The sequence below is a fragment of the Neoroseomonas alkaliterrae genome, from assembly GCF_014199195.1.
In the GTDB taxonomy this organism is placed as follows: Bacteria; Pseudomonadota; Alphaproteobacteria; order Acetobacterales; family Acetobacteraceae; genus Neoroseomonas; species Neoroseomonas alkaliterrae.
On sequence record NZ_JACIJE010000001.1, the window covers coordinates 504,002 to 528,195 of the forward strand.

The following is a 24,194-nucleotide window of genomic DNA, read 5'->3' on the forward strand; positions in this document are numbered from 1 at the left end:
ACGGGAGCGCCCGCCTTGTCCGCGCCGTGGCCCGCGGTGCGCCGTGCGGCGGGGGCGCGCGTGCCGCCCGTCTCCGGCGCGGGGCGATGCGCCGGCGCCGGCCTGCCGCTCACGGCGCCTCGGGCGCGGCGTAGTCGCGCCCCTTCCAGCCCTCCTTGCGGCCGAGCAGGGCGCGGGCGAGCGCCGTCCACTGGATCGCGAGCGCCACCACCACGGCGAGGGGATGCAGCGCGACGGTCCAGTAGGGCTCACCCACGCGCCGCGTGACCGCCGCGCGCAGGGCGAAGACGAGGGCGAGCGCGAGCCACGCCTGGAAGGCCGGCAGCAGGAAGAAGGGCCAGAGATGCGCGCCCGCGAGCACCACCGTCCAGACCGGCAGGCCGAGCGGCGTCGCCATGCCTTCCCGCGCGTTCTTGAGGAAGCCGCGCCACGCCTCGCCGAAGCCGCGATACATGCGGCAGGTGGCCAGCCGCGCGCCCTCCACGATCTCGGTGCGATGGCCGGCGGCGCGCATCAGGCGGGGGAAGTTCAGCCCGTCATGCAGCGTGGCGCGCAGCGCGCCATGGCCGCCGACGGCCTCGTAGGCGCGGCGCTCGAACAGCATCATCTGGCCGCAGCCCGCCGCGAAGCCCGGCAGGCGCGTGAAGGCGCGGCCGCCGCCCGGCAGGTAGCCGGTCAGCAGCAGGTTGATCATCGGCACGGTCAGCCCCTCGCCGATGGTCTCGATGCGCTGGCGCGGCACGCCGCTGACCAGCGCGATGCCGTGCCGCGCGGCATGGGCGGCGAGCCCCGCGGCGGCACCGGGGGCGAGGCGCACATCGGCATCGAGGAACAGCAGATGGGTGCCGCGCGCCGCCTCGGACAGCCGCGCGCAGGCATGCATCTTGCCCGACCAGCCGGGCGGCAGGGCGGGGGCGGAGACGAGCCTCAGCCGCGCGTCGCGCGCGGCCAGGGCGCGGACGATGTCGGGCGTGCCGTCGGTCGAGCCGTCATCCATCACCACCACCTCGATCGCCACGCCCTGCTGCGCCAGCGCGGCCTCGATGCAGGGGCCGATATTCGCCGCCTCGTCGCGCGCGGGGATGAGGATGGAGACGAGCGTGCCCTCCGGCGGCCGGCCCTCCGGCGCGCGCAGGAGGAACAGGTTGACGAGGCCGGTCGCGGCGGGAAACACCGCGAGCACCAGCGCGATCCAGGCGGGGTCGAAGGTCATGGCGCGCGCTCCGGCCTGGTGTCGTGGCGCGGGTCGAATCGCTGCCCGCGCAGCAGCGCGCCGAGCCGGCGCCAGGTCTGATAGACGCCGCCCATGCCTTCGCGGCCATGCACCAGCGTCTCGAACCGATCGGGGTCGCGGCTGATCGCGTCCTCGGTGAGCCGGTCGGCGGTGGCGGCGAGCGCGGCGGCGAGATGCGGCGCGCGCGCCTCGCGCTCCATCGCGAGCAGCGTGGCGGCGGGGATGGGCGGGCCGAAGGCGGCGAGCATCTCCGCCTTGCGTTCCCCCCAGAACGGGTAGTCGAGCGCGAGCGGGATGAACTGCGCCTCCGGCGCCATCTCGGGCAGGCGGATCATGCCCGGCGCGATCGGGATCGGCCTCTCGCGCGGGTCGGCGAAGCGGCCGGGCGCGTTGATCCAGAGCATGTGGGCGGGATCGCGCAGCACATGCTGGGCGGTGCGCAGGAAGGCGACCGATCCGCGCGCCGTGCCGGTCTCGATCCCGAACACGCCGAGGCGCCGCATGAAGGCGTATTTGTCGAGCGCCCAGGAGGCCATGGGCGTGAAGAGCGGCCGGTCGCGCAGCAGCGTGCGGTTGAGCAGCATGAAGGCGACGCCGTCCCACCACGAGGGGTGGTTGGCGAAGACCACCGCCGGCACGCCGGGCGCGGCCTGCGGCCGGCCCCAGCGCGCGAGGCGCAGAGCGCGCATGTGCTTGCCGAAGAACCGGGTGAAGGCGAACTCGAAGAAGGCGAGGTGGCGCTCGGAGCGCAGCGCCACCGGGTCGGGGGCCTGCACGGCCGCCCCGCTCATTCGGCCGCGAGCAGCGCGTCCCTCAGGCCGGCGCGTTCGGCCTCGGGGGACATGCCGCGTCCGCCCTGGTCGCGATCCATCGCATCCGCCGCGATCCAGCCCGACATCATCACCATCGGCATGCCCGGGCCAGGATGCGCCGCGCCGCCGCAGAGGTAGAGGCCGCGGATCGCCTTGGGCCGGTTGGACGGCTTGAAGGCCCCGAAATAGGCGCCGTGCGAGGCAAGGCCGTAGATCGCCCCGTCCAGCACCTTGTAGCGCTCGTGGATATCCTGCGGCGTCAGCGCGCGCTCGACGACGATGCGGCTCTCGATATCCTCCATCCCCGCGGTGCGCTTGAGCTTGTCGAGGATGCGCTGGCGGTAGGGCGCGAACATCTTCGACCAGTCGTGTCCCGGTCGCAGGTGCGGGGTGTGCACGAGGACGTAGAGCGCCTCCCCGCCCGCGGGCGCGACCGTGTCGTCGCTCATCGAGGGGGCGCAGAGATAGGCCGTCGGGTCGGGCGCGGGCTCGCCCTTGACGTAGATGCTCTCGAACTCCTCCTCGGCGTCGCGCGAGAACACGAAGCAGTGGTGCGCGAGGTGGTCGTAGCGCTTGCGCAGGCCGAGATAGAGCACCACGCCCGAGCAGGCCGGCTGGTAGCCCTTGCGCTCGATGCGCCGCGCCTGCCCGCCGCCCACGAGCTCGGTGTAGGTGCGCACCGCATCCATGTTGGAGATCACCGCGTCGCAGGCGATACGATCGCCGTTCGCCGTCACGCTGCGGACGGCGCCGCGCTCGATCTCGATCTCCGTGACCTCGGCATCGGTGCGCAGATCGGCGCCGAGCTCGCGCGCGAGCTTCGCGAGGCCTTCGGCGACCGCGCGCGTGCCGCCGACCGGATACCAGACGCCCTCATTGGCCTGCATGTCGCCGATGCCGCAGAGCACGGCCGGCGCCATGTAGGGGTTGGAGCCGACATACTGGGTGAAGTGGTCGAGCATCTGCGCGAGGCGCTCGTCCGGCACATGGCCGCGGATGACCTTGGCGACGGTCTGGCCCATGCGCAGCGCCATGATGTCGCGCAGCACCTCGGGCTTGAAGTTGTCTGTGAAGGAGAGCGTGTCGCCGATGCCCTCGACCGGCTTCCAGAAGAAGAACTTCTCGCTGACCTCGTGCAGGTGCCGCGAGACCTCCTGGAACTTCCGGTAGCCCGCGCCCATGCCCTTGCCAGGGACGAAGGCGTCCATGGCCTGCGCCATGGCGCCGACATCCTCCACCAAGTCGATGCGCGTGTTGTCGTCGAAGAAGCAGCGCCATTGCGGGTCGAGGCGGATCAGCGGCAGCTCGTCGGCCTGGTTGCGCTTCGCCTCGGCGTAGATCCGGCGCAGCACGCGCGGCACGGTCAGGATGGTCGGGCCCATGTCGAAGCGGAAGCGGCCCTCGCCCTCCGGGTTGTCGAGGTGCAGCACCGCGGCCTTGCCGCCGAGCCAGGGATTGCGCTCGAGCAGCGTGACGCGGTGCCCGCGCGCCTGCGCGACGACCGCCGCGGCGAGCCCGCCGAGACCGCTGCCGATGATGACCACCTTCGCGCCCATGCGCCTGCCCTCCCGTCGCTCAGTCGCCCATCGCGGGCTGGGCGATGCCGATGCGCGCACCCCGGTCGGCCTGCGGCCGCATGCCGAGATCCTGCATCAGCAGTTTCGCGCTGATCCGCGCGCCCTCGTAGATCACCGGCAGGCCGCTGCCCGGATGCGTCCCGCCGCCCACGAGATACACGCCCTCCGCCTTGCCGAAGCGGTTCTGCGGGCGGAAATGCATCATCTGGCGGACATTGTGCGCCAGGTTGAAGGTCGCGCCGTAGCCCACCGCGTATTCGTCGCGCCAGTCCTGCGGCGTGACGATGCGCTCGTAGCGGATGCGCGATTCGAGGTCGTGCAGGCCAAGGGCCTTGAGCCTCTCGATGGCGAGGCGGCGATAGCGCGGCGCCTCCGCCGCCCAGTCCTGCCCGCCGCGCAGGTTTGGCACCGGCACCAGCACATAGAGCGTGGAATGGCCCGCCGGCGCGAGCGAGGGGTCGGTGCCCGCCGCCGCCTGCACGTAGAGGGATGGGTTGTCCGGGATCACGCCGGACTCGATCTGGTTCAGGTTGCGCTCGTAGTCCTCGGCGAGCAGCACGCTGTGGTGCGCCATCTGCGGCAGCGTGCCCTCGATGCCGAGGTAGAGCATGAAGGTCGAGCAGGAATAGCGCGCCTGGGCGATCTTCGCGTCCGGCCATTGCGGGCGCAGCGCCTCGGGCATCAGCGTGGGGATGGCGTGGGCGAAATCCGCGTTCACCACCACCGCATCGGCGGCATGGCGCACGCCGCGCACCTCCACGCCCGCGGCGCGGCGCCCCTCGAAGGCGATGCGCTCCACCGGCTCGTTCAGGCGGATCTCGACGCCGAGGCGCTCCGCCACGCGCGCCATCGCCTCGCTCACCGCGCCGCAGCCGCCGACCGGGTGGAAGATGCCGTGCTCGTATTCCAGGAAGGAGAGGATCGAGAACATGCTCGGGCAGCGGAAGGGGCTCATCCCGAGGTATTTCGACTGGAAGGTGAAGGCGAGCCGCGTGCGCGGGTCGCTGAAGTGGCGCTTGAGGTCCTGGTCGAGCGAGGCCCAGGGGCGCAGGTAGCGCAGGCCCTTCATCACCTCGGGCGCGAGGTAGGTCATCAGCCCGTGGAAGGGGCGCTCGAGAACGGGCCGGAAGGCCTCGAGCTTCACGCGGTTGTCCGCCAGGAAGGAGCGCAGGCCCTTGGCATCGGCCGGGTTCAGCTTGGCGATCTCGGCCTCCATCCGCGCGATGTCGGGGGAGGCGTCGATCGTGACCGGGCGCGCGCCCTCGAACACCAGGCGGTATTGCGGGTCGAGGCGGATGAGCTCGACCTCGCGCTCGAGGTCGGCGCCGCAACTGGCGAAGATCTCGCGCAGGATGCGCGGATAGAGGAAGAAGGTCGGCCCGATGTCGAAGCGGTAGCCGCCCGGCGCCGTCACCGTGCGGGTGCGGCCGCCGACGACGCTGTCACGCTCGAAGACGGTGACGCGCGCGCCGCTCGCCGCGAGCAGCAGCGCGGCGGCGAGGCCGCCGGGGCCTGCGCCCACGATGGCGACGCGCGGACGGGTTCGGGCAAGGGCTGGCAGGGACGCGTTCATGGTATCCGGCGGGGTCACGGGCAACCCCACGCAGATTGCCCCGGCCGGCGTGTCCGCAAGGGGCCTGTCCTCATGCCGCGAGAGCGCCCTCGATCTCGGCCGCGCGGGCGGCGGCGCGCGGCAGCAGCCGGCGCAGGTAGAACTCCGCCGTCGCGCCATGGGCCGACGGATCCTCGGCGGCGGCGCGCGCCAGCATCCAGCCGCCGAGCAGCCATCCCGCCGCGTCGAGATAGGCCACCGCGACCGACTGCGCGGCTTCCGCGTCGCGCCCCTGCACCTCGAGCATGCGCCCGGTGACCGCGCCGAAGGCCTCCGCGGCGGCGCGCAGCCGCGCATCGGGCGAGCGGCCGACCTCGGCGAGCAGCGCGCGCATCTCCGCCCCGCCGTCCTTCGCGACCTTGCGCACCAGCAGGTCGATCGCCTGGATGCCGTTGGTGCCTTCGTAGATCGGGGCGATGCGCGCATCGCGCAGCACCTGCGCCGCGCCCGCATCCTCGACGAAGCCCATGCCGCCATGCACCTGGATGCCGGTGGAGGCGGTCTCGACCCCGCGGTCGGTGCACCAGGCCTTGAGGATGGGCGTGAGCAGCGCGAGCCGGTTCTGCGCCGCCGCGTCGCCGAGCAGCGCGTGGCGGTCCACGCAGAGCGCCGTCTCGAGCGCGAGCAGCCGCGCCGCGAGGGTGATGCTGCGCATCTCCATCAGCATGCGCGCGACATCGGGGTGCTCCGCGATGGGCCGGCCGCCCTGGATGCGCTGCGCGGCATAGGCCTCGGCGAGCCGCAGCGCGGCCGCGCCATGCGCGACACCCTGCGTGCCGACGCCGAGGCGGGCGTTGTTCATCATCGCGAACATCGCCGGCAGGCCGCGATGGGGTTCGCCCACCATCTCGGCCTCCGCGCCCTCGAACAGCATGATGCAGGTCGGGCTCGCATGGATGCCCATCTTGCGCTCGATGCCGCCGCAGCGGATCGCGTTGCGGCTGCCATCCTCCTTCACCTTGGTGCAGGCGAAGAGGCTGATGCCCTTCGAGCCCGGCGGCGCATCGGGCAGCCGCGCCAGCACCAGATAGACGATGTTCTCCGTGCAGTCGTGCTCGCCCCAGGTGATGAAGATCTTCTGCCCGGTGAGCGCATAGCGCCCGTTGCCGAGCGGCTCGGCCCGGGTGCGCAGCACGCCGAGGTCGCTGCCGGCATGGGGTTCGGTCAGGCACATCGCGCCGGTCCATTCGCCGCTGACCATGCGCGGCAGCCAGCGCGCGGCCTGCTCGGGCGTGGCGTGGTGCGTCAGGCAGTCGATCGCGCCCGCGGTCAGCAGCGGCCCCAGCATGAAGGAGGTGTCGGCCGCCATGCCGAGCTCGGTCATCGCCGTCCAGAGCGAGGCCGGCAGGCCCTGCCCGCCATGCTCGGCCGGCGCGGCGAGGGACTGCCAGCCCCCCTCGATCCATTTCGCGTAGGTCTCGCGGTAGGGCGTGGTGACGACGCCATTCGCATAGACGGCGCCGGCGCGGTCGGCGGCCTGCGCGCCGGGCATCAGCACCTCGGTGCAGAAGCGGTCGGCCTCGGTGACGATCTGGGCGATGTCCTCGGCCGAGAGCGGCGCGCCGGCGGCCTCGGTCAGCGCGGGCAGGCCGACCACGCGGGTCAGGCCGAAGATCAGGTCGGCGGCGGCGGTGGAGGTCATGCGGTCACACCTTCGAGGGCGGCGAGCAGGCCGGGGGCGGGCGGCGCCTCGCCCGCCGCCCAGCCGGGCAGCGCCGCGAGCAGGGAGGCATCCGCCGCGGCCGCCGCGAGGGCGAGGCCGAGCACCGGCCCGAACTTGAAGCCGTGGCCGGAGAAGCCCGACATCACGAGGCAGCGCGGCGCGAGCGGCTCGACGACGAACCGCTCCCCCTCCTCGACATCGTAGTAGCAGGCGCGCGCATCGAGGACGCGATACGCCGCCGCATCGCGCAGGCGGGGGCGGGCGAAGGCGAGGATCTCCTCCGCCTCCGCGGCGGTCGCGGCGCGCGGGTCGGCCTCGGCGTCGCCCTGGCGGGAGAAGCGGTGGTCGCCGATCTTGAGCGGCGTGCCGGCCACCGGCGGCACGGCGTAGAACCCGCCATCCTCGGCGAGGTCGAGCAGCATCGGCGCCGCCTCCCAGGCGGCGCGGTGCTGCGGCGGCGGCTCCAGCAGCACGAGGATCTGCCGCGAGGCGACGACGCGCGGGGCCAGCGCCGCGGGCAGCAGCCGCGGCGCCCAGGGCCCGGCCGCGACCACCAGCAGGTCGGCCGCGCGGGCGGTGCCGTCGGCGAGGCGCACGAGGCCGCGGTCCGGCTCGATGCCGGTCGCGCGGGCGCGCTCGATGGTCACGCCGCGGGTCGCGAGGTGCCGCGCCATGCCGGCGACGATGCGCTCGGCGAGGAGCACGCCGCCCTGGCGCATGTGGAAGGCGGCGCCGATCCCGGCCTCGGTGAGCATCGGGAAGCGCGCGGCGACCCCGGCGGCGGTCAGGTCCTCGAAGGCATGGCCATCGGCGGCGAGGCTCGCCCGGCTTTCCCCGAGCCAGCCGGCGGCGCCGTTCGAGACGGCGAGCACGCCGGTCGGGATGTGCAGGACCTCCCCGATGTCGCGCCAGACCATGTCCCAGGCGGCATAGGCCGGGTCCACCATGCGCATGTAGCCGGCCTGGGCGCCGTAGGCGTGGCGGATCAGCCGGTGGTGGTCCACCGAGGCGCCGCGCGGGTTGGGGACATCGTCCTGGTCCAGGATGCGGACCGAGACGCCTTGCCGGGCGAGCCCCCAGGCGGCGGAGAGGCCCATGATGCCGGCGCCGAGGACAAGGGCGGTATGCGGGGGGGACATGCCCCCATCCTATGCCCGCGCCTAGGCCGGCTGTGAACACTCCATCGCCAGCCGGATGCGCCCGGTCAAGATTTCCCCCGGCGCGAGTTCCCGCATCGGGCCGAGCGGCTCGAGGTCCGGCCGGTTCGGCGCGTCGGGCAGGTGGGAGCAGGGCTCGACACAGAGCACCGGCGGCGATCGGGGGGCATAGACCTGCAGATGGGTGGAAAGCGCCCCCGCGGCCGTCATGGTCAGCACGCGGCCGGGCCAGGCGATGCGCGCCAGCCCGTCCCAGCCCGGGAAATGGGTGTCGAGGCCGAGGAAGGCTTCCTCCCCGCCCTCCAGCCCGCGGTCGAAGGCGGCGGCGATGGGCAGGGTGCGCGCGTCATGCGTGCAGCGATGCGTGGCGCGGAAGGCGAGGCGCGTGCCCGGCGGCCGGACGAACCACGGATGCCAGCCGGCGCCGAAGGGCATCGGTGCCTCCCCCGTGTTCACCACCGCGAGGTCGAGGAGCAGCCCCTCAGGCCCGAGCGTGGTGGCGAGGCGCGCGGCGTAGCGGTAGGGCCCGGCGGAAACCTCCTGCGCCAGGGTCGCGGCATCGGCGGCCAGCGCCGCCACATGCCAGGGCCGGTCGCGCGAGAGGCCGTGGATCGCCGTGCCGTCCTGCGGCCGGTTCACCGGCAGGCGGTGCGGGCCGAGCCGTCCGCCGTCCAGCCGGTTCGCCCAGGGGATCATCCAGAAGGCGCCGAAGGGGCCGCCGAGCGGCTCGCCCTCGGGTGCCGGAACCAGCACGTCCCGGCCGAGGAAGCGCAGGGCGCGCATGCCCCCGCCCTCCGCGGGCGCGATCTCCGCCTCCCAGCCGCCGCCCGACAGGCCGAGAGGCGGCATGGCGGGCTCAGTCCTCGAGCGCGAAGGGGTCGCGCGGGGAGGGGCAGGCGCGGGAATACTCGATCGCGGTGTAGCTGCCGCCCTGGTAGCGCTCGGTCACCGGATCGGCGGTGATGCCGCCCACCTCGGGCCGCCAGGGCTCGGCCGAATCCTGGGGCGCCCAGCCGATCCGCTCCCGGTGGTCCCGGCCCCAGTAGGAGGCGGGATTGTCCGAGCAGGCCCAGATGACGGCATGGCCGGCGCGCTCGGCGAGCACGCAGCGTTCGACGAGCCGCGTGAGGTCGGCATAGGAGAGCCAGGTGGAGAGCATCCGCCGGTCCACCGGCTTGGGGAAGCAGGAGCCGATGCGCAGGTTGACGTTCTCGACCCCGTGCTTGTCCCAGTACATCCGGCCCATGAGTTCGCCATAGGCCTTGGACAGGCCGTAATAGCCGTCGGGGCGGAAGGCGCAGTCGTAGTCCAGGCGTTCCGCATTGCCGCTCGGGCGCTCGTGGAAGCCGATCGAGTGGTTGGAACTGGCGAAGACCACGCGCGCGCCCTCGCGCCGGGCGGCCTCGTAGACGTGGTAGAGGCCGCGGATGTTGGGGCCGAGCACCTCCTCGAAGGGGCGCTCCACCGAGACGCCGCCGAAATGCAGGATGGCGCCGCAGCCCTCGGCCTGGCGCAGCAGCGCGACCCCGTCGTTGAGGTCGGCCTTCACGAAGGCCGCGCCGGCGGGCAGCGGGTCCGGGAAGGGCGCGATGTCGGTCAGGCGCAGCCGCCAGCCCCGCGCGGCGAGTTCCTTCGCCAGATGCCGGCCGAGATTGCCGGAGGCGCCGGTGAGCAGGACGGGCTTGGCGGGTGGGCTCATGCGGTCAGGCTCCGTAGCCGAGCAGCAGGCGCGGCAGGGTGAGGGACACCGCCGGCCAGTAGGTGGTCAGAAGCAGCGCCACCAGTATGGCCCCCCAGAAGGGCCAGATCGAGCGCATCACCTGCTCCATGCGGATGCGCCCGATGGCGCAGCCGACGAAGAGCACCGCGCCCACCGGCGGCGTGGTCAGGCCGAGGCCGAGATTCATCATCATGACCATGCCGAACTGCACCGGATCCACGCCGATGGCGGTGACCACCGGCAGGAAGATGGGCGTGGTGATGAGGATCAGCGCCGCCATGTCCATCACCGCGCCGAGCAGAAGCAGGCAGAGATTGATCATCAGCAGGATGACGATCGGGTTGCTGCTGACGGCGAGCATCCCTTCGGTCAGGATCTCCGGCAGGCGGTACATGGCCAGCAGCCAGGCGAAGGCGGTGGCGGTGCCGACCAGCAGGAACACCACCGCGGTGGTGCGCACCGAGGCGCGCACCGCGGTCACGAAGGCTTCCCAGCTCAGGGCGCGATAGACCAGCACCGTGACCAGCAGCGCCCAGATCGTGCCGAAGGCCGCGCTCTCGGTCACGGTGAAGATGCCCGAGAGCACGCCGCCGAGGATGATCACCGCCGTCAGCAGGCCGGGCAGCGCGTCCACGAAGCACCAGGCGAGGTGGCGCAAGCCCTGCCAGGATTCCGCCGGGTAGCCGCGCCGCACCGCCATGACATAGGCGGTGATGGCGAGGAAAAGGCACATCATCGCCCCGGGCACGATGCCCGCGATGAACAGCGCGCTGACCGAGATGCCGCCGCCGGCCGCCAGCGAATAGAGGATCATGTTGTGGCTTGGCGGGATGAGGATGCCGGCGATGGAGCTCGTCACCGTCAGCCCCACCGCATAGTCCGCCCCGTAGCCCTTCTGCTGCATGGACGGGATCAGCATGGTCCCGAGCGCCGAGGTGTCGGCCACCGCCGAGCCCGAGATGCCGCCGAACAGCATCGAGGAGCCGACATTGACCTGCGCGAGCCCCCCGCGCATGTGCCCCACCACCGCCGAGGCCAACGCGATCAGCCGCCGCGCGATGCCGCCATGCAGCATCAGCTCGCCCGCGAAGATGAAGAAGGGGATGGCGAGCAGCGAGAAGATGCTCATCCCGCTCGCCATCTGCTGGAAGGCGACGGCCGGGTTCAGCCCTTCCCAGATGAAGCCGGCCACGGCGGCGATGCCGAGGCAGAAGGCGACCGGCACGCCGGCGAGGATGCCGGCGGCGAAGATTCCGAAGATCAGGAACAGCCCCGGTTCCACGCGCGCGCTACTCCAGCATGGCGGCGGAGGCGCCGCGCTTCCCGGGCGCGGCGCCGAAGATGTCGTGCAGCACCTGCTCGATGGCGTAGAGCACCATCAGCGCGCCGCCGAGGACCATCGGCGCATAGGTCCAGCCCTGGCTGATGCCGAGCAGCGGGATCTTGAAGGCCGCGACGGTGCCGACGAGCTCCCAGGACCACCAGGCCATGCCCGCGCCGAAGGCGCCCATCAGCACGTCGCAGGCGAGCGCCACCCATCGCTGCGCCGCCGGCGGCAGCGCCTCCCGCACGCCGAGCACGGCGAGGTGGAACCGCTCCCGCACACCCACCGCCGCGACCGGCATGGCGATGGAGAGGATGGCGAGCGTGGCGGCGCGCTCGATCCAGGTCGGCGTGTCGTTGAGCACGTAGCGGCCGAAGACGAGCCAGCCCATCATCGCCACCAGCCCGACCAGCGCCACGCCCGCCACCGCGATGGTGGCGGCCGAGAGCCAGCCGAGCGCGGCGGAGAAGGCGCGCAGCGCCGCGGGCTCATGCGCCCGCGGCGCATCCGGGGCAGAGGCGGTCACTGCATCTCGCGGATCGTGCGGACCAGCGCGGCGAGGCGCGCATCGGCCGCATATTTCGCATAGACCGGCTCCATCAGGGCGGCCCAGGGCGCGCGGTCGGTGATCTCGATGACGGTCACGCCGGCGGCGACAACGCGCTCGCGGGAGACGCGCTCGCGCTCGGCCCAGGCGCGGCGCTGGATGGCGGCGGATTCGCGCGCGGCGTCGCGCAGGATGGCGCGCTCCTGCTCGTTCAGCCGGCGCCAGCGCTGGGCGGAGACGGCCAGCACCTCGGGCACGTTGGAATGCTCGGTGGTGGTGTAGAAGCGCGCGACCTCGAAATGGCGCGTCGATTCATAGGACGGCCAGTTGTTCTCCGCCCCGTCGATCACGCCCGACTGCAGCGAGGTGAAGACCTCCCCGAAGGGCAGCGGCGTCGGATTGGCGCCGAGCGCGCGCATCAGGTCGATCCAGAGGTCGGAGGTCTGGACGCGGATCTTCAGGCCGCGCAGGTCGGCCGGCGTGCGCACGGGCTGGCGCGTGTAGAGGCTGCGCGCCCCCGCGTCATACCAGGACAGCGCGATGATGCCGATGCGCTCGAGGTCGGCGGCGATCGCCTCGCCCGCCGGGCCGTCAATGGCGCGCTGCATGTGGCCGACGTCGCGGAACAGGAAGGGCAGCGTCACGACATTCGTCGTCGGCGCGAGGTTGTTGAACGGCGAGAGGTTGAAATTGGCGAAGTCGATGGTGCCGAGGCGCATCTGCTGGATCGCCTCGTCCTGCTGGCCGAGCTGCGCCGAATGGAAGGTGCGCATGCGGATGCGGTTGTTCGTCCGCTCGGCGACCATGCGCGTGAAGGCATCCATGCCGATGCCGTTCGGGTAGTCGGCCGCGTGGATGTTCCAGCCGCGCCATTCCTGGGCGGCCGCCGGCGCGGCGGCGAGGCCGAGCGCGCCGAAGGCGGCGGCCGCCACCGCGGCGAGGAGAGTGCGGCGGGGCCGCTTGCGGGGCTCGTTCATGGACGTCTCCTGCTGGATCGGGGGCGGTGGCTCCGCCCCTCGGGGTGCTGCAACTGCAATAGCAGATGGCAGTCTGGCGCGGCGCCTCGGCGGCCGTCAATCGCGGCGGCGCGCGGGATCATCGGGCGGGCCTCCGGCGCGGCGGCGGCGGCAGCACCCCGTTGGTGACGAGCGAGCGCAGGATGTGCCCGCGCATCCGCGCCTCGGCCAGCGCGGGGTCGCGCCGGCGCAGCGCCGCGACGATCGCGCGGTGCTCGCGCAGGGCCTTGGGCAGGTCGCGCGGCTGGCTGCCGATGGCGCGGTGCCGGCCGAGATTGTCGTAGGCGCGCAGCGAGCCGAGGGAGCGGATCAGGAACAGGTTGCCCGTGGCGCGATGGATGAGCGCGTGGAACTCCTCGTTCGCCTCGTCCAGCGCGTCGTGGTCGGCCGCCTCGGTGCCCGATTTCATGCGCGCGAGGATGGCGGCGAGGCGCGAAAGGCCGGCGGCATCCATCCGTTCCGCGGCCAGCGCGGCGGCCACACCCTCGAGCGCGGCGCGGATGCGGCCGAGCTCGGCGAGCTGCGCCGGGCCCATCTCCGCCACCACGGTCCCGCGGCGCGGAAGCGTCACCACCATCCCGTCCTGCTCGAGGCGGCGCAGCGCCTCGCGCACCGGCTGGGCGGAGATGCCGAGCTGCGTGGCGAGGCTGCGTTCGGAAACCTTCCGCCCGGCCGGCAGCACGCCCTGGACGATGCATTCGCGCAGCCGCCGGTAGGCCCTTTCGCCGAGGGAGAGCGTGTCCTCCTCGGCCAGCGGCGCGATCCTCCCCAGGGCCGTCTTCGCAGCGGGCATGGACAACTGCCATAGCAGTTGGCAGCGTGGCATGGAAGCACGAGGAGGAGGCCGCATGCACCGCAAACGCCCCGAGGAATTGCGCAGCCACCGCTGGTTCGGCGTGGAGGACCTGCGCGCCTTCGGCCATCGCAGCCGGATGCTGCAGGCCGGCTATTCCGAGAGCGATTTCCGCGGCAAGCCGGTGATCGGCATCATCAACACCTGGTCGGAACTCTCGCCCTGCCACTTCCACTTCCGCACCCGCGCGGAGGAGGTGAAGCGCGGCGTCTGGCAGGCGGGGGGATTCCCGGTTGAACTGCCCGCCCATCCGGTCACGGAGCAGTACCAGAAGCCGACCTCGATGCTCTATCGCAACCTGCTCGCGATGGAGACCGAGGAACTCGCGCGCAGCCATCCCTGCGACGGCCTCGTGCTGCTCGGCGGCTGCGACAAGACGCCGCCCGGGCTGATGATGGGCGCGATCAGCGCCGGCCTGCCCTGCATCTTCGTCCCCGCCGGGCCGATGCTGCGCGGCAACTGGCGGGGCAAGACGCTGGGTTCCGGCTCCGACGTCTGGAAATACCACGCCGAACTGCGCGCGGGGAACATCACGCCCGCGCAGTGGAAGGACATGGAGGGCGGCATCGCGCGCTCCTTCGGCACCTGCATGACCGCGGGCACGGCGGCGACGATGATGCTCGCGGTCGAGGCGCTGGGCTTCACCCTGCCCGGCGCCTCCTCCATCCCCGCGGCCGATTCCGCCCATCCGCGCATGGCGACCGAGGCCGGCCGGCGCATCGTCGAGATGGTGTGGGAGGACCTCACGCCGCAGGCGCTGATCACCGAGGGCAGCGTGGACAATGCGGTGACCGCGGCCATGGCCTTCGGCGGCTCGACCAACGCCATCCCGCACCTCATCGCCATGGCGCGGCGCGCGGGCGTGATGCTGGACCTCGAGCGATTCGACGCGCTGTCGCGCCGCGTGCCGCTGGTGGCGAACCTCCGCCCGAATGCCGGCGAATACCTGATGGAGGATTTCTTCTACGCCGGCGGCGCGCGCGCCTTCCTCAACCGCATCCGCGACTACCTCGACCTCTCCGCGCGCACCGTCACGGGCCGCACGATCGGCGAGAACATCGAGGGCGCCGAGGTCTTCGACGAGACGGTGATCCTGCCGCTCGACAAGCCGCTGCAGAAGGAAGGCGGGCTTGCGGTGCTGAAGGGCTCGCTCGCCCCGAATGGTGCGGTGATCAAGACCTCGGCCTCCGAGCAGCGGCTGCTGCAGCACACCGGCCCCGCCGTGGTGTTCGAGGATTACGCCGACCTCAAGAAGCGGCTGGACGATCCGGACCTGCCGGTGACCGCGGACAGCGTGCTCGTGCTCAAGCAGGCCGGGCCGCAGGGCGGGCCGGGGATGCCGGAATGGGGCATGCTGCCGCTGCCGCAGAAGCTGCTGAAGCAGGGCGTGCGCGACATGGTGCGCATCAGCGACGCGCGCATGTCCGGCACCTCCTACGGCACCTGCGTGCTGCATGTGGCGCCGGAAAGCCATGTTGGCGGGCCGCTCGCCTTCGTGAAGGACGGCGACCTGATCCGCCTCGATGTCCCGAACCGCCGGCTCGACCTGCTGGTGGACGAGGCCGAGATGGCCCGCCGCCGCGCCGCCTGGACGCCGCCCAAGCGCCGCTACGGGCGCGGCTGGACCTCGCTCTATCTGGACAACGTGACCCAGGCGGATGAGGGTTGCGACCTGCGCTTCCTCGAAGGCACGCTGCCCACGCCCGAGCCGGACATCTACTGATGCCGAGGACCGTCACCGAGGCCGCTGCGGCGCTCGCCGCCGGCCACACCACCGCCGCCGCGCTGACCGAGGCCGCGCTCGCCCGCATCGCCGACCCGCAGGGCGAGGGCGCGCGCGCCTTCATCACCGTCCATGCCGGAACCGCGTGCGCGGCCGCGGCGGCGATGGACGCGCTGCGCGCCGCGGGCCGCGCGCCCAGCGCCTATGCGGGCATCCCGATCAGCATCAAGGACCTCTACGACGAGGCCGGCGTGACGACGCGATCGGGCTCCGTCGCGCTGAAGGGCGCGCCCGCCGCCAAGGCCAATGCGCCCACGGTGCAGCGGCTGATCCGCGCGGGCTTCGTCATCCTCGGCCGCACCAACCAGGTCGAGTTCGCCTTCTCCGGCCTTGGCGTGAACCCGCATTACGGCACGCCGCTCAGCCCCTGGGACCGGGCGGGCGCGCGGCTGCCGGGCGGTTCCTCCTCCGGTGCCGGCGTCGCGGTCGCCGACGGGATGGGCTTCGCCGCGCTCGGCACTGATACGGGCGGTTCCTGCCGCATCCCGGCCGCACTCTGCGGCGTGGTGGGGTGGAAGCCGACGGCGCGGCGCGTGAGCATCGAGGGCATCCTGCCCCTCGCGCCATCGCTCGATTCCGCCGGCCCGCTCGCGCGCAGCGTCGCCGATTGCGCCATCCTCGACGGCTTCATGGCGGGCGAGGAGAATCCGTCGGTGCCGAAGCCGCGGCCGCTCAAGGGCCTGCGCCTTGGCCTGCCGCGCGGCACCTTCCTCACCGACGGCATGGACGGCACCGTCGCCGCCGTCTTCGGGCGCACGCTGACGCGCCTCTCGGCCGCCGGGGCGCATGTGATCGAGTTCGACCTGCCCGAACTCGCCGAGATCCCGGCAGTCAACGCCGCCGGCGGCTTCGCCGCCAGCGAGGCCTGGGCCTGGCATCACCGCCTGATCGCCGAGAAGGCCGACGCCTACGACCCGCGCATCCTCAAGCGCATCCGCCGCGGCGAGCGGATGTCCGCCGCCGACTATGTCGAGCTCGTCAACGCCCGCGCGCGCATCATCGCCGCCGTCGCGCCGCGCACCGCGCCCTTCGACGCGGTGATCTGCCCGACCTGCCCGCTGGTGCCGCCGCGCCTCGCCGAGGTGGAGGACGAGACGGAATACAACCGCATCAACATGCTGCTGCTGCGCAACACCAGCATCGGCAACTTCCTCGACCGCTGCTCGATCAGCATCCCCTGCCACGCGGAGGGCGAGGCGCCCGTCGGCCTGATGCTGACCGGCGAGCACATGGGCGATGCGGCGCTGTTCCAGGTCGCCGCCTCGGTGGAGGCGGCGCTCGCCGCCTGATCACTCGCCCGGCAGCTTGATGCCGGTCATGGCCTGCCAGACGCGGATGACGAAGCCGTCGTCCTTGCCGCCCTGGCCCATGGCGCGCGCGGCGGTGAACAATTGCTGCGCCTGGGACGCCAGCGGCACCGGGAAATCGAGCGCCCGCGCCATCTCGGTGACCAGCCCGAGATCCTTGACGAAGATGTCCACCGCCGAGCGCGGCGCGTCGTCGCCTTCGAGCACGCGCGCCATGCGGTTCTCGAACATCCAGGAATTGCCGGCGGCACTCGTCACCACGTCGTAGAGCTGGCGCGGATCGGCCCCGGCGCGGATGCCGAGCGCCATCGCCTCGGCCGCCACCGCGATGTGCACGCCGGCAAGGAGCTGGTGCACCACCTTCACCGTCGCGCCGATGCCCGGCTCCTCGCCGAGCGCCCATACCTTCGCCGCCATCGCGTCGAACACCGGCCGCGCCTTGTCGAAGGCTGCGGCGGAGCCCGAGGCCATCACCGTCATCGCCCCCTCCCGCGCCTTCGCCGCACCGCCCGAGACCGGCGCGTCGAGGAACAGGAGCTGCCTCTCGCGCGCCTTCGCGGCCAGCGCGCGCGCGGCATCGGGCGCCATGGTGGCGGAACTCACAATGACCGCGCCGGGGGCGAGGCGGGATGCCGCGCCGCCCTCGCCGAACAGCGCGGCCTCGGTCTGCGCGGCATTGACGACCAGCACGACCACCGCCTCGGTGCCCTCGGCCAGCGCGTCGGCGCGCGCCGCGACCGCGCCGCCGGCGGCGGCGAACTCGGCCCGCGCGGCCTCGCGCATGTCGCAGCCCGTCACCTCGTGCCCGGCGCGCAGCAGGCTCAGCGCCGCGCCCATGCCCATGCTGCCCAGACCGATGACGCCGACCTTCATGCGCGATCTTCCTCCTGCCATGCGCCGGACACTGTCCGCGCGCGGGCAGGGCGTCAATTCGCGATGGCGACCACCACCTGCACCACGGCGAAGACCACGAGCAGCACAAGCACGATGCGCTGCAGGACATGGATGGGCGGCACGGGCGTTCAGACGCCCCGGCTGCGCTGCTTCTGGCGCTGCCGCGCGATGAGCGCGCGCAGGAGGTCCTTGATGGCGGCGGCGTCCGGGTGGCGCGCCACCACCTCGGCCTCGTGCGCGCGGGCGGCGGCGAGCAGGTCGCCCACCATGGATTCGCCGCGCGGCGTCAGGCTCACGCGCACCAGGCGGCGGTCGCGCGCATCCTGCTGGCGGCGCACCAGCCCATCGCGCTCCATGCGGTCGAGCACCTTGGTCATGGTCGGCTGCTGCAGCAGGCAGGCATCGGCGAGCGCCGTCACCGTCTCCGCCCCGCCCGAGAGCGTGGCGAGCACGCGCCACACCGGCACCGAGACGCCGCGCGCGCGCAGGCGTTCGTGGAACTCCGAGGAAACGACATGGGAGGCGCGCGCGAGCAGCGACAACAGATAGTCGTCGACGAAGCGTGGCGCGGCTTGGTGTGTATCCATGGGCGGCCACCCCGGCGTGAACACCACACCCTACAGGCGCGCGGGGGCCGATGTCTTGCATCGCGTGCGCCGCGGCGGTGGCCGATGCGACGGCATGTTGCGCCGCGGAATCAGCCCTTCGGAAGGCGCCCCGCCGCACGGCGCTCCGCATAGGCGCGCGCGTGCAGCAGCGCCGCCTCGTGCAATTCGTCCGCGATGCCGGCCTCGCGCACCGCGCCGAGCAGCCAGCCGAGGATGTGATCCGCCTCGATCCTGCCGCCGGCCTCGAGGTCGCGCAGCATCGAGGTGGCGTAGGCGCTCGCCGGGTCGGAGAAGAGGGCGCGGAACTCGGCCATGAACGCCTCGCGCATCGGGAAGCCGCGCGCGGCCGCGACCGCCGCGTTGCGGTCGAGCAGCCGGTGCAGCAGCCCCGCGCCGCCGGCGCGCACGATCTCGCCGACATTGGCGCGCATCAGCACCGTGCCGGCGGCCGCGGTGCCGAGATGGACGAGCTTCTCCCACATCCGCGCGGCGATGTCCGTCACCGCCTGCGCCTCCACGCCGCGGGCCGGGGCGAAGGCAGCGGCGATGGCGCGCACGCGTTCGCTGATCGTCCCGTCGCGCTCCCCGAAGGTCAGCCACCGCCAGTCGTTGAGCTGGCGCACCGTGCCGTCCGGGGCGAGCGTCGCCTGGATCCGCGCGAGCCCGCCGAGCACGCGCTCGCGCCCGAAGGCGGCGTCGAGCGAATCGAGATGCGCGATGCCGTTCAGCACCGGCAGGATCGCGCTGCGCGCATCCACCGCCGGCCGGATCGCGGCGATCGCCTCGTCGAGGTCGTAGGCCTTGCAGGCGAGCAGCACGACATCCCAGCCGGGCCGCACCTCGCCCGCCGTCAGCGTCGCGACGCGGCCCTGCCAGGCGCCGAAGGGGCTCTCGATGCGCAGCCCGTCGCGCGCCAGCGCCGCGGCGCGCGCGGGGCGCACGAGGAAGGCGACCTCGGCCGTGCCCGCCTCGGCCAGCCGCCCGCCGAAATACGCGCCGAGCGCCCCCGCCCCCAGCACCAGCACGCGCATTCCGCCCTCCGCGACCATCCGGGCGCGACCCTAATCCGCCCACCCCCTTCGTCAAACTCGGATACATGCGTGTTGCGAGAACCGGGCTAGAATGGCTTTTCATGCGCAAGACCCTTCTCGCCGCCGGCCTTCTCGCCGCCCTCGGCGGCGGCTGGTGGTGGGCCGGCATGCCGGGGCTCTCCCTCCTGCCCGGCGGCACCGGGGCCAGCGCATCGATGCCGCGCCTGCGCACCGCGCAGGCCGACCGTGGCACCATCACCGCCGTCGTCGCCGCCACCGGCACGGTCAACCCGGTCACGCTCGTGCAGGTCGGCAGCCAGCTCTCGGGGCAGATCCGCGAGCTCTTCGCCGACTTCAACACGCGCGTGACGGAAGGGATGCCGATCGCGCGGCTCGACACCGCCACCATCGAGGCGCGCCGCGCGGCGGCGGAGGCCGACATGCTCGCCTCCGCCGCGCAGGTCGCGGTCGCCCGCGCCCAGGCCGAGCGCAGCCTGGCCGACCAGGCGCAGGCCCGCGCCCAGGTCGAGGCCGCGCGCGCGGCCATCCTCGCCGCCGAGGCCACGGCCCGCGATGCGGATGCCGAGGCCTCCCGCACCGCCGAGCTCCGCGCCCGCGGCGTGGGCGCCGAGCGCGACGCGCTGCGCGCCCGCTTCACCGCCGAGCGCAGCGCCGCCGCCGTGGCCCAGGCGCGGGCCGACCTGCTGCGCGCCGAGGCCGCGGCCCTGTCCGCCGCCGCCGCCGCGCGCACCGCCGCCGCCCAGGTCGAGGCCGCCGAGGCCGCGCGCGCGCAGAAGGAGGCGCAGCTGCGCCAGGTCGAGGTGGACCTCACCAACGCCACCATCCGCTCCCCGATCGACGGCGTGGTGGTCTCGCGCAACATCGACATCGGCCAGACGGTGGCCGCCTCCTTCCAGGCGCCGGTGCTGTTCCAGATCGCGGCGAGCCTCGACGAGATGGAGGTCTGGGCGACGGTGGACGAGGCCGATATCGGCCGGGTGCGGCCGGGCCAGGATGTCACCTTCACCGTCGCCGCCTTCCCGTCCGAGACGATGCGCGGGCGGGTGAAGGACATCCGCCTCGCGGCGACCACGGTGCAGAACGTGGTGACCTACACGGTCGTGGTGACGACGCCGAATGCCTCGGGCCGCCTCCTGCCCGGCATGACGGCGACGCTGCGCATCGTCACCGACGAACGCGCCCAGGCTCTGCGCGTGCCGAACGCCGCCCTGCGCTGGCGGCCGCCCGGCACCGCGGCGGGCGGCCAGCAGGCCGAGACGGCCGCGCCAGGCCAGGCGCAGCTCGACCAGGCGCTCGCCACGCTCACCGACCTGACGCCCGCCCAGCGCGCCGAGATCGAGGCGGCACGCGCCGAGATGCGCCAGCGCATGCAGTCGCTGCCGGCCGACGCGGATGCCCGGCGCCAGCAGGCGCAGGCGGCGCGGCAGCGGCTGGTCTCGCGCCTCAATGCCACGCTGAACCCGGACCAGCGCGCCCGCCTCGCGGCCATGCGCGGCGGCGGCGCGCGCAGCGAGGGCACGCCCGGCACCGTCTGGGTGCTGGACGGGGACGGCGCGCCGCGCAGCGTCGCGGTGCGGACCGGCATCACCGACGGCACGATGACCGAGATCCTCTCGGGCGCGCTCGAGCCCGGCGCGACGGTGGTGATCGGCCAGGACCGGGCGGGCGCCGCGACGCCCGCCGCCCCGGCCGCCCGCCGGCTGTTCTGAGCATGGCCGCGCTGATCGAGACCGAGGGCCTGACCCGCCACTTCCCCGCCGGGGAGGAGGTGGTGAAGGCGCTCTCGGAGGTGACGGTCTCGATCGCGCCAGGCGAGTTCGTCGCGGCGATGGGGCCGTCCGGCTCGGGCAAGTCCACCTTCCTCAACCTGATCGGCTGCCTCGACCGCCCGACCAGCGGGCGCTACCGGCTGATGGGGGAGGAGGTGGAGGGCCTGTCGCATGACCGGCTGGCGGAACTGCGCAGCCGGCGCATCGGCTTCATCTTCCAGTCCTTCAACCTGCTGCCGCGCACCGATGCGCTGGGCAATGTGGAACTGCCGCTGATCTATCGCGGCCTGCGCCGGCGCGCGCGGCGGGAACGCGCGGCGATGGCGCTCGCCGCGGTCGGCCTCGCGGACCGCATGGGGCACCGGCCCTCGCAGCTCTCGGGCGGGCAGCAGCAGCGCGTCGCCATCGCGCGCGCCATCGTCGGCAGCCCGGACCTGCTGCTGGCCGACGAGCCGACCGGTGCGCTCGACACCCGCACGGGGCTGTCCATCGCCGCGCTGTTCCAGGCGCTCAACCGCGGCGGCGTCGGCGTCCTGATGGTGACGCACGATCCCGAGGTGGCGCGCTTCGCCTCCCGCGTGCTGCGCTTCCGCGACGGGCGGCTGGTCGGCGACGCGCGGCAGGAACCGGCCGATGCCGCGGCGCTGCTTGCCGCCCTGCCGCCGATGGACCAGGCGGCGTGAACGCCCCCGGCGCCATCGCGCGGGAGAGGGCGGCGGCGAGCCCGCCCTCCCCCGTGCTGCCGCCGCTGCCCGCCGGGCGCGGCGGGATGGACCTGCTGGAGGCCCTGCGCGGCGCGCTCTCCGCCCTCGCGGCGAACACGCTGCGCTCCATCCTGACGGGGCTCGGCATCTTCATCGGGGTCGCCGCCGTGATCGCGACGGTGGCGGTGGGCGAGGGCGCGCGGCGGCAGGTGACGGCGCAGATCCAGTCGCTCGGCGCGAACCTGCTGATCATCTGGGGCGGGTCCGCGACCATGGGCGGCGTGCGGCTCGGCGCCGGGGGGCGGTCCAACCTCTCCTGGGACGACGCGGTGGCCATCGCGCGGGAGGTGCCGCAGGTCGAGGTGGCGGTCGGCTCCATCCGCCAGACCTTCCAGATGGTCGCCGGCAACCAGAACTGGTCGGCCGTGGTGATCGCGGCGGACCCCGACTACTTCGTCGCCCACGAATGGGTGCCGGAGGAAGGCCGCCTCTTCACCGCCGAGGAGGCCGCCGCGGCGCGCAAGGTGGTCATCCTCGGCGCCACGGTCGCCGAGAACCTGTTCGGCGAGGAGAACCCGGTCGGCCGCGAGATCCGCATCCGCCAGACCCCCTTCGAGGTGATCGGCGTCATGGCCCGCAAGGGCCAGAACCCGATGGGCCAGGACCAGGACGACGCGGTCTTCATCCCCTACTGGACCGCGCGGCGGTCCGTGATGGGCGCCTCCCGCGCCAATGCGCGGCAGGTCGGCACCATCTCGGTCAAGGTCCACGAGGGCGAGGACATGCAGGAGGCGGAGGAGGCGATCCGCGCCCTGATGCGCCAGCGCCACCGCGTCGCGGCGAACGAGCCGGACAGCGTCTCGATCCGCAACCTTTCGGACATCCAGGCCACGCGCGATGCGGCGGCGCGCACGCTCTCGCTGCTGCTCGCCTCGGTCGCCGCCGTCTCCCTGCTGGTGGGCGGCATCGGGGTGATGAACATCATGCTGGTCAGCGTGACGGAGCGGACGCGGGAGATCGGGCTGCGGCTCGCCGTCGGCGCGCGGCGGCGGGACGTGCTGGCGCAGTTCCTGCTTGAAGCGCTGGTGCTCGCGCTGCTCGGCGGCGCGGCCGGCGTCGCGGCAGGGCTGGCGCTGTCGCACGCGGTCGCGGACCTCGCGGGATGGCCGGTGCTGGTGAAACCGGATGCGGTGCTGCTGGCTGTCGGCGTCTCGGCGCTGACCGGGCTGTTCTTCGGCTTCTGGCCGGCGCGCCGCGCGGCGCGGCTCGATCCCATCGCCGCGCTGCGGCACGACTGATGGCCGGCTGACCGAGGCCCGGCATGGCCGTGCGGGCGGCCGGACCGCGCTTCGCGCGCAGCCGACCGGGATGGTGCGGCGCCAAGCAGCGGGCGGGGCCGTGTCCTGCCAGCGCGCGATTGATACCAGCGGGGCTGGTGGGGCGGCCGCGCGCGGCGCCAGACAGGGCGTCAGCGCGGCGCTTCCTCCGCGGGAGCGGCCGGGGATTCGGGCCGGGGCGGCGGCAGGGCGCCGGGGTCCGCCGGCAGGCTCAGGCCCTGGCCGCGCGGTGCCGCGGCCTCGCGCGGCGGTGCATTGGGGTCGGGCGGGAAGCCGCCGGCATTGGCCACCACGGTGCGCACGCCGCCCGCGGCCTCGTTCGCCGCGGCGAAGGCGACATCGCCCCAGAACCGTTCGAGGACGCCCATCGGCACCTCGTTCAACTGCAGCACCCGGCCGAGGTCGAACCCGTCCACGCGCGAGACGGTCCAGAGGATCTCGACGCGCTGGGTCCGGGTCGCCGGCTGGTCCACCACATTCACCTGGCCGGTCACCGCGAAGCGGGCGCCCTGGGCGATGTCCTGCACCACCATCCCCTGGGCGCCGAGTGCCTCGCGCAGCCTGGCGGTGAGCGCGGCATTGCCGTCCCCCGGCGCGCCGCGCACGGCGGGGACGAAGATGCGCGGCGGCCCGGCGGCGGCCAGCGCCGCGGGGTCCATGCCCTTGCGCGCGGCCTCGGCGCGCAGCAGCAGGTCGGCGATGCGCGGCGCGGCGTCGCGCGCCACCCGGCGCAGCAGGTCGGGCCGCGCCTCGGACCATTCGCGGGCGGGCACGCGGGCGCCCTCGGCGGTGCCCTGGTCGCGCCCGTCGGGGTCGGTGAGCTGGTAGCGCGGCGTGACGGTGCTGCCCTCCAGCACCGCATCCACGGTCAGCAGCCAGTCGAGCGGCAGCGGCGTGGCGGTGGCCGAGGCCGGCACCTCGGCGCCGAGCAGCGCCTCGGACAGGGCCTCGGAGAAGGCGCGGGAGGCTTCGGCCGGCAGGAGTGCGCCGGAGGGGTCCGGGATCGCCAGCCGATAGGCCGGCGGCGCGGCGAGCATCCCGGCCTGGCCGCCCGGATTGCCCCGGAAGGGCTGCGGCAGGTCGCCGCAGGCGCCGAGAAACGGCAGCAGCAGCAGCGCCAGCAGCCCGGCCGCGCGGGCGCGGAACCGGATGGCAGGCGCGCCGCGCGTCAGACCATCGCCACGCAGGTGGCGAGCAGCGTCAGCAGGCACAAGAGGCCCATCAT

At 73.5% G+C, this 24,194-nt stretch carries 21 protein-coding genes; 5 read left to right on the forward strand and 16 right to left on the reverse strand.

Translation table 11 applies throughout. The features are described 5' to 3' along the window. Positions 1 to 109 precede the first annotated feature (109 nt). From FHS88_RS02410 to FHS88_RS02465, 12 genes are all read right to left on the reverse strand, one after another. A complete protein-coding gene (locus FHS88_RS02410) occupies positions 110 to 1,213 on the reverse strand; it encodes a glycosyltransferase (protein ID WP_184480910.1) in 1,104 nt (367 codons plus the stop codon). Continuing rightward, positions 1,210 to 2,025: a lysophospholipid acyltransferase family protein gene (locus FHS88_RS02415; RefSeq protein WP_184480912.1), complete on the reverse strand. Its 816-nt coding sequence runs from the start codon at positions 2,023 to 2,025 to the stop codon at positions 1,210 to 1,212. The genes FHS88_RS02410 and FHS88_RS02415 overlap by 4 nt, the downstream gene beginning before the upstream one ends. Further along, positions 2,022 to 3,602 carry a phytoene desaturase family protein gene (locus FHS88_RS02420; RefSeq protein WP_184480914.1) on the reverse strand — a complete coding sequence of 527 codons (1,581 nt, stop codon included), beginning with the start codon at positions 3,600 to 3,602 and terminating at the stop codon, positions 2,022 to 2,024. The genes FHS88_RS02415 and FHS88_RS02420 overlap by 4 nt, the downstream gene beginning before the upstream one ends. A gap of 19 nt (positions 3,603 to 3,621) precedes the next feature. Continuing rightward, entirely contained in the window at positions 3,622 to 5,196 is a 1,575-nt protein-coding gene (gene crtI, locus FHS88_RS02425) for a phytoene desaturase family protein (protein ID WP_184480916.1), read from the reverse strand. Between the two features lie 70 nt (positions 5,197 to 5,266). Next, positions 5,267 to 6,877 carry an acyl-CoA dehydrogenase gene (locus tag FHS88_RS02430; protein WP_184480918.1) on the reverse strand — a complete coding sequence of 537 codons (1,611 nt, stop codon included), beginning with the start codon at positions 6,875 to 6,877 and terminating at the stop codon, positions 5,267 to 5,269. Further along, positions 6,874 to 8,037 carry an FAD-dependent oxidoreductase gene (locus FHS88_RS02435; protein WP_184480920.1) on the reverse strand — a complete coding sequence of 388 codons (1,164 nt, stop codon included), beginning with the start codon at positions 8,035 to 8,037 and terminating at the stop codon, positions 6,874 to 6,876. The genes FHS88_RS02430 and FHS88_RS02435 overlap by 4 nt, the downstream gene beginning before the upstream one ends. A gap of 21 nt (positions 8,038 to 8,058) precedes the next feature. After that, positions 8,059 to 8,904, reverse strand: coding sequence for an aldose epimerase family protein (locus FHS88_RS02440; RefSeq protein ID WP_184480922.1), 846 nt, complete (start codon positions 8,902 to 8,904; stop codon positions 8,059 to 8,061). 7 nt (positions 8,905 to 8,911) lie between these two features. Next, on the reverse strand, positions 8,912 to 9,754 hold the full coding sequence (locus FHS88_RS02445) for an NAD-dependent epimerase/dehydratase family protein (protein WP_184480924.1): 843 nt from the start codon (positions 9,752 to 9,754) through the stop codon (positions 8,912 to 8,914). Between the two features lie 4 nt (positions 9,755 to 9,758). Then, positions 9,759 to 11,057 (reverse strand): TRAP transporter large permease subunit, encoded by a 1,299-nt coding sequence (locus FHS88_RS02450; protein WP_184480926.1) that lies wholly within the window; start codon positions 11,055 to 11,057, stop codon positions 9,759 to 9,761. A 7-nt stretch (positions 11,058 to 11,064) separates the two neighbouring features. After that, on the reverse strand, positions 11,065 to 11,625 hold the full coding sequence (locus FHS88_RS02455; RefSeq protein ID WP_184480928.1) for a TRAP transporter small permease subunit: 561 nt from the start codon (positions 11,623 to 11,625) through the stop codon (positions 11,065 to 11,067). Beyond that, positions 11,622 to 12,623: a TRAP transporter substrate-binding protein gene (locus tag FHS88_RS02460; protein ID WP_184480930.1), complete on the reverse strand. Its 1,002-nt coding sequence runs from the start codon at positions 12,621 to 12,623 to the stop codon at positions 11,622 to 11,624. Before FHS88_RS02460 ends, FHS88_RS02455 begins: the two co-directional genes overlap by 4 nt. 118 nt (positions 12,624 to 12,741) lie before the next feature. Next, the gene (locus FHS88_RS02465; protein ID WP_246419199.1) at positions 12,742 to 13,455 is read right to left on the reverse strand and encodes a GntR family transcriptional regulator; all 714 of its coding nucleotides are present in this window, start codon (positions 13,453 to 13,455) and stop codon (positions 12,742 to 12,744) included. A 55-nt stretch (positions 13,456 to 13,510) separates the two neighbouring features. Between FHS88_RS02465 and araD the strand changes: the two genes are divergently transcribed. Continuing rightward, positions 13,511 to 15,238, forward strand: coding sequence for an L-arabinonate dehydratase (gene araD / locus FHS88_RS02470; protein ID WP_184480932.1), 1,728 nt, complete (start codon positions 13,511 to 13,513; stop codon positions 15,236 to 15,238). Continuing rightward, positions 15,238 to 16,587, forward strand: coding sequence for an amidase (locus tag FHS88_RS02475; RefSeq protein WP_184480934.1), 1,350 nt, complete (start codon positions 15,238 to 15,240; stop codon positions 16,585 to 16,587). The genes araD and FHS88_RS02475 overlap by 1 nt, the downstream gene beginning before the upstream one ends. On the opposite strand, the gene ltnD is transcribed toward FHS88_RS02475, so the two are convergent. The 3 genes from ltnD to FHS88_RS02490 form a co-directional block, all read right to left on the reverse strand. Continuing rightward, entirely contained in the window at positions 16,588 to 17,478 is an 891-nt protein-coding gene (ltnD, locus tag FHS88_RS02480) for an L-threonate dehydrogenase (RefSeq protein WP_184480936.1), read from the reverse strand. It abuts the gene before it with no gap. A 149-nt stretch (positions 17,479 to 17,627) separates the two neighbouring features. After that, a complete protein-coding gene (locus FHS88_RS02485; RefSeq protein WP_184480938.1) occupies positions 17,628 to 18,086 on the reverse strand; it encodes a MarR family winged helix-turn-helix transcriptional regulator in 459 nt (152 codons plus the stop codon). A 110-nt stretch (positions 18,087 to 18,196) separates the two neighbouring features. After that, on the reverse strand, positions 18,197 to 19,138 hold the full coding sequence (locus FHS88_RS02490; RefSeq protein ID WP_184480940.1) for a 2-dehydropantoate 2-reductase: 942 nt from the start codon (positions 19,136 to 19,138) through the stop codon (positions 18,197 to 18,199). Positions 19,139 to 19,239: 101 nt separating this feature from the next. On the opposite strand from FHS88_RS02490, the gene FHS88_RS02495 reads away from it, so the two are divergent. The 3 genes from FHS88_RS02495 to FHS88_RS02505 are packed head-to-tail and all read left to right on the forward strand — an operon-like array spanning position 19,240 to position 22,930. After that, complete coding sequence (locus FHS88_RS02495; protein WP_184480942.1) at positions 19,240 to 20,868, forward strand: efflux RND transporter periplasmic adaptor subunit; 1,629 nt, start codon at positions 19,240 to 19,242, stop codon at positions 20,866 to 20,868. A gap of 2 nt (positions 20,869 to 20,870) precedes the next feature. Next, entirely contained in the window at positions 20,871 to 21,611 is a 741-nt protein-coding gene (locus FHS88_RS02500; RefSeq protein WP_184480944.1) for an ABC transporter ATP-binding protein, read from the forward strand. After that, entirely contained in the window at positions 21,608 to 22,930 is a 1,323-nt protein-coding gene (locus FHS88_RS02505) for an ABC transporter permease (RefSeq protein ID WP_338146360.1), read from the forward strand. Before FHS88_RS02500 ends, FHS88_RS02505 begins: the two co-directional genes overlap by 4 nt. Positions 22,931 to 23,100: 170 nt before the next feature. Here the strand turns inward: FHS88_RS02505 and FHS88_RS02510 are convergent, their stop codons facing one another. Continuing rightward, positions 23,101 to 24,180 (reverse strand): hypothetical protein, encoded by a 1,080-nt coding sequence (locus tag FHS88_RS02510; RefSeq protein WP_184480946.1) that lies wholly within the window; start codon positions 24,178 to 24,180, stop codon positions 23,101 to 23,103. Positions 24,181 to 24,194 lie beyond the last annotated feature (14 nt).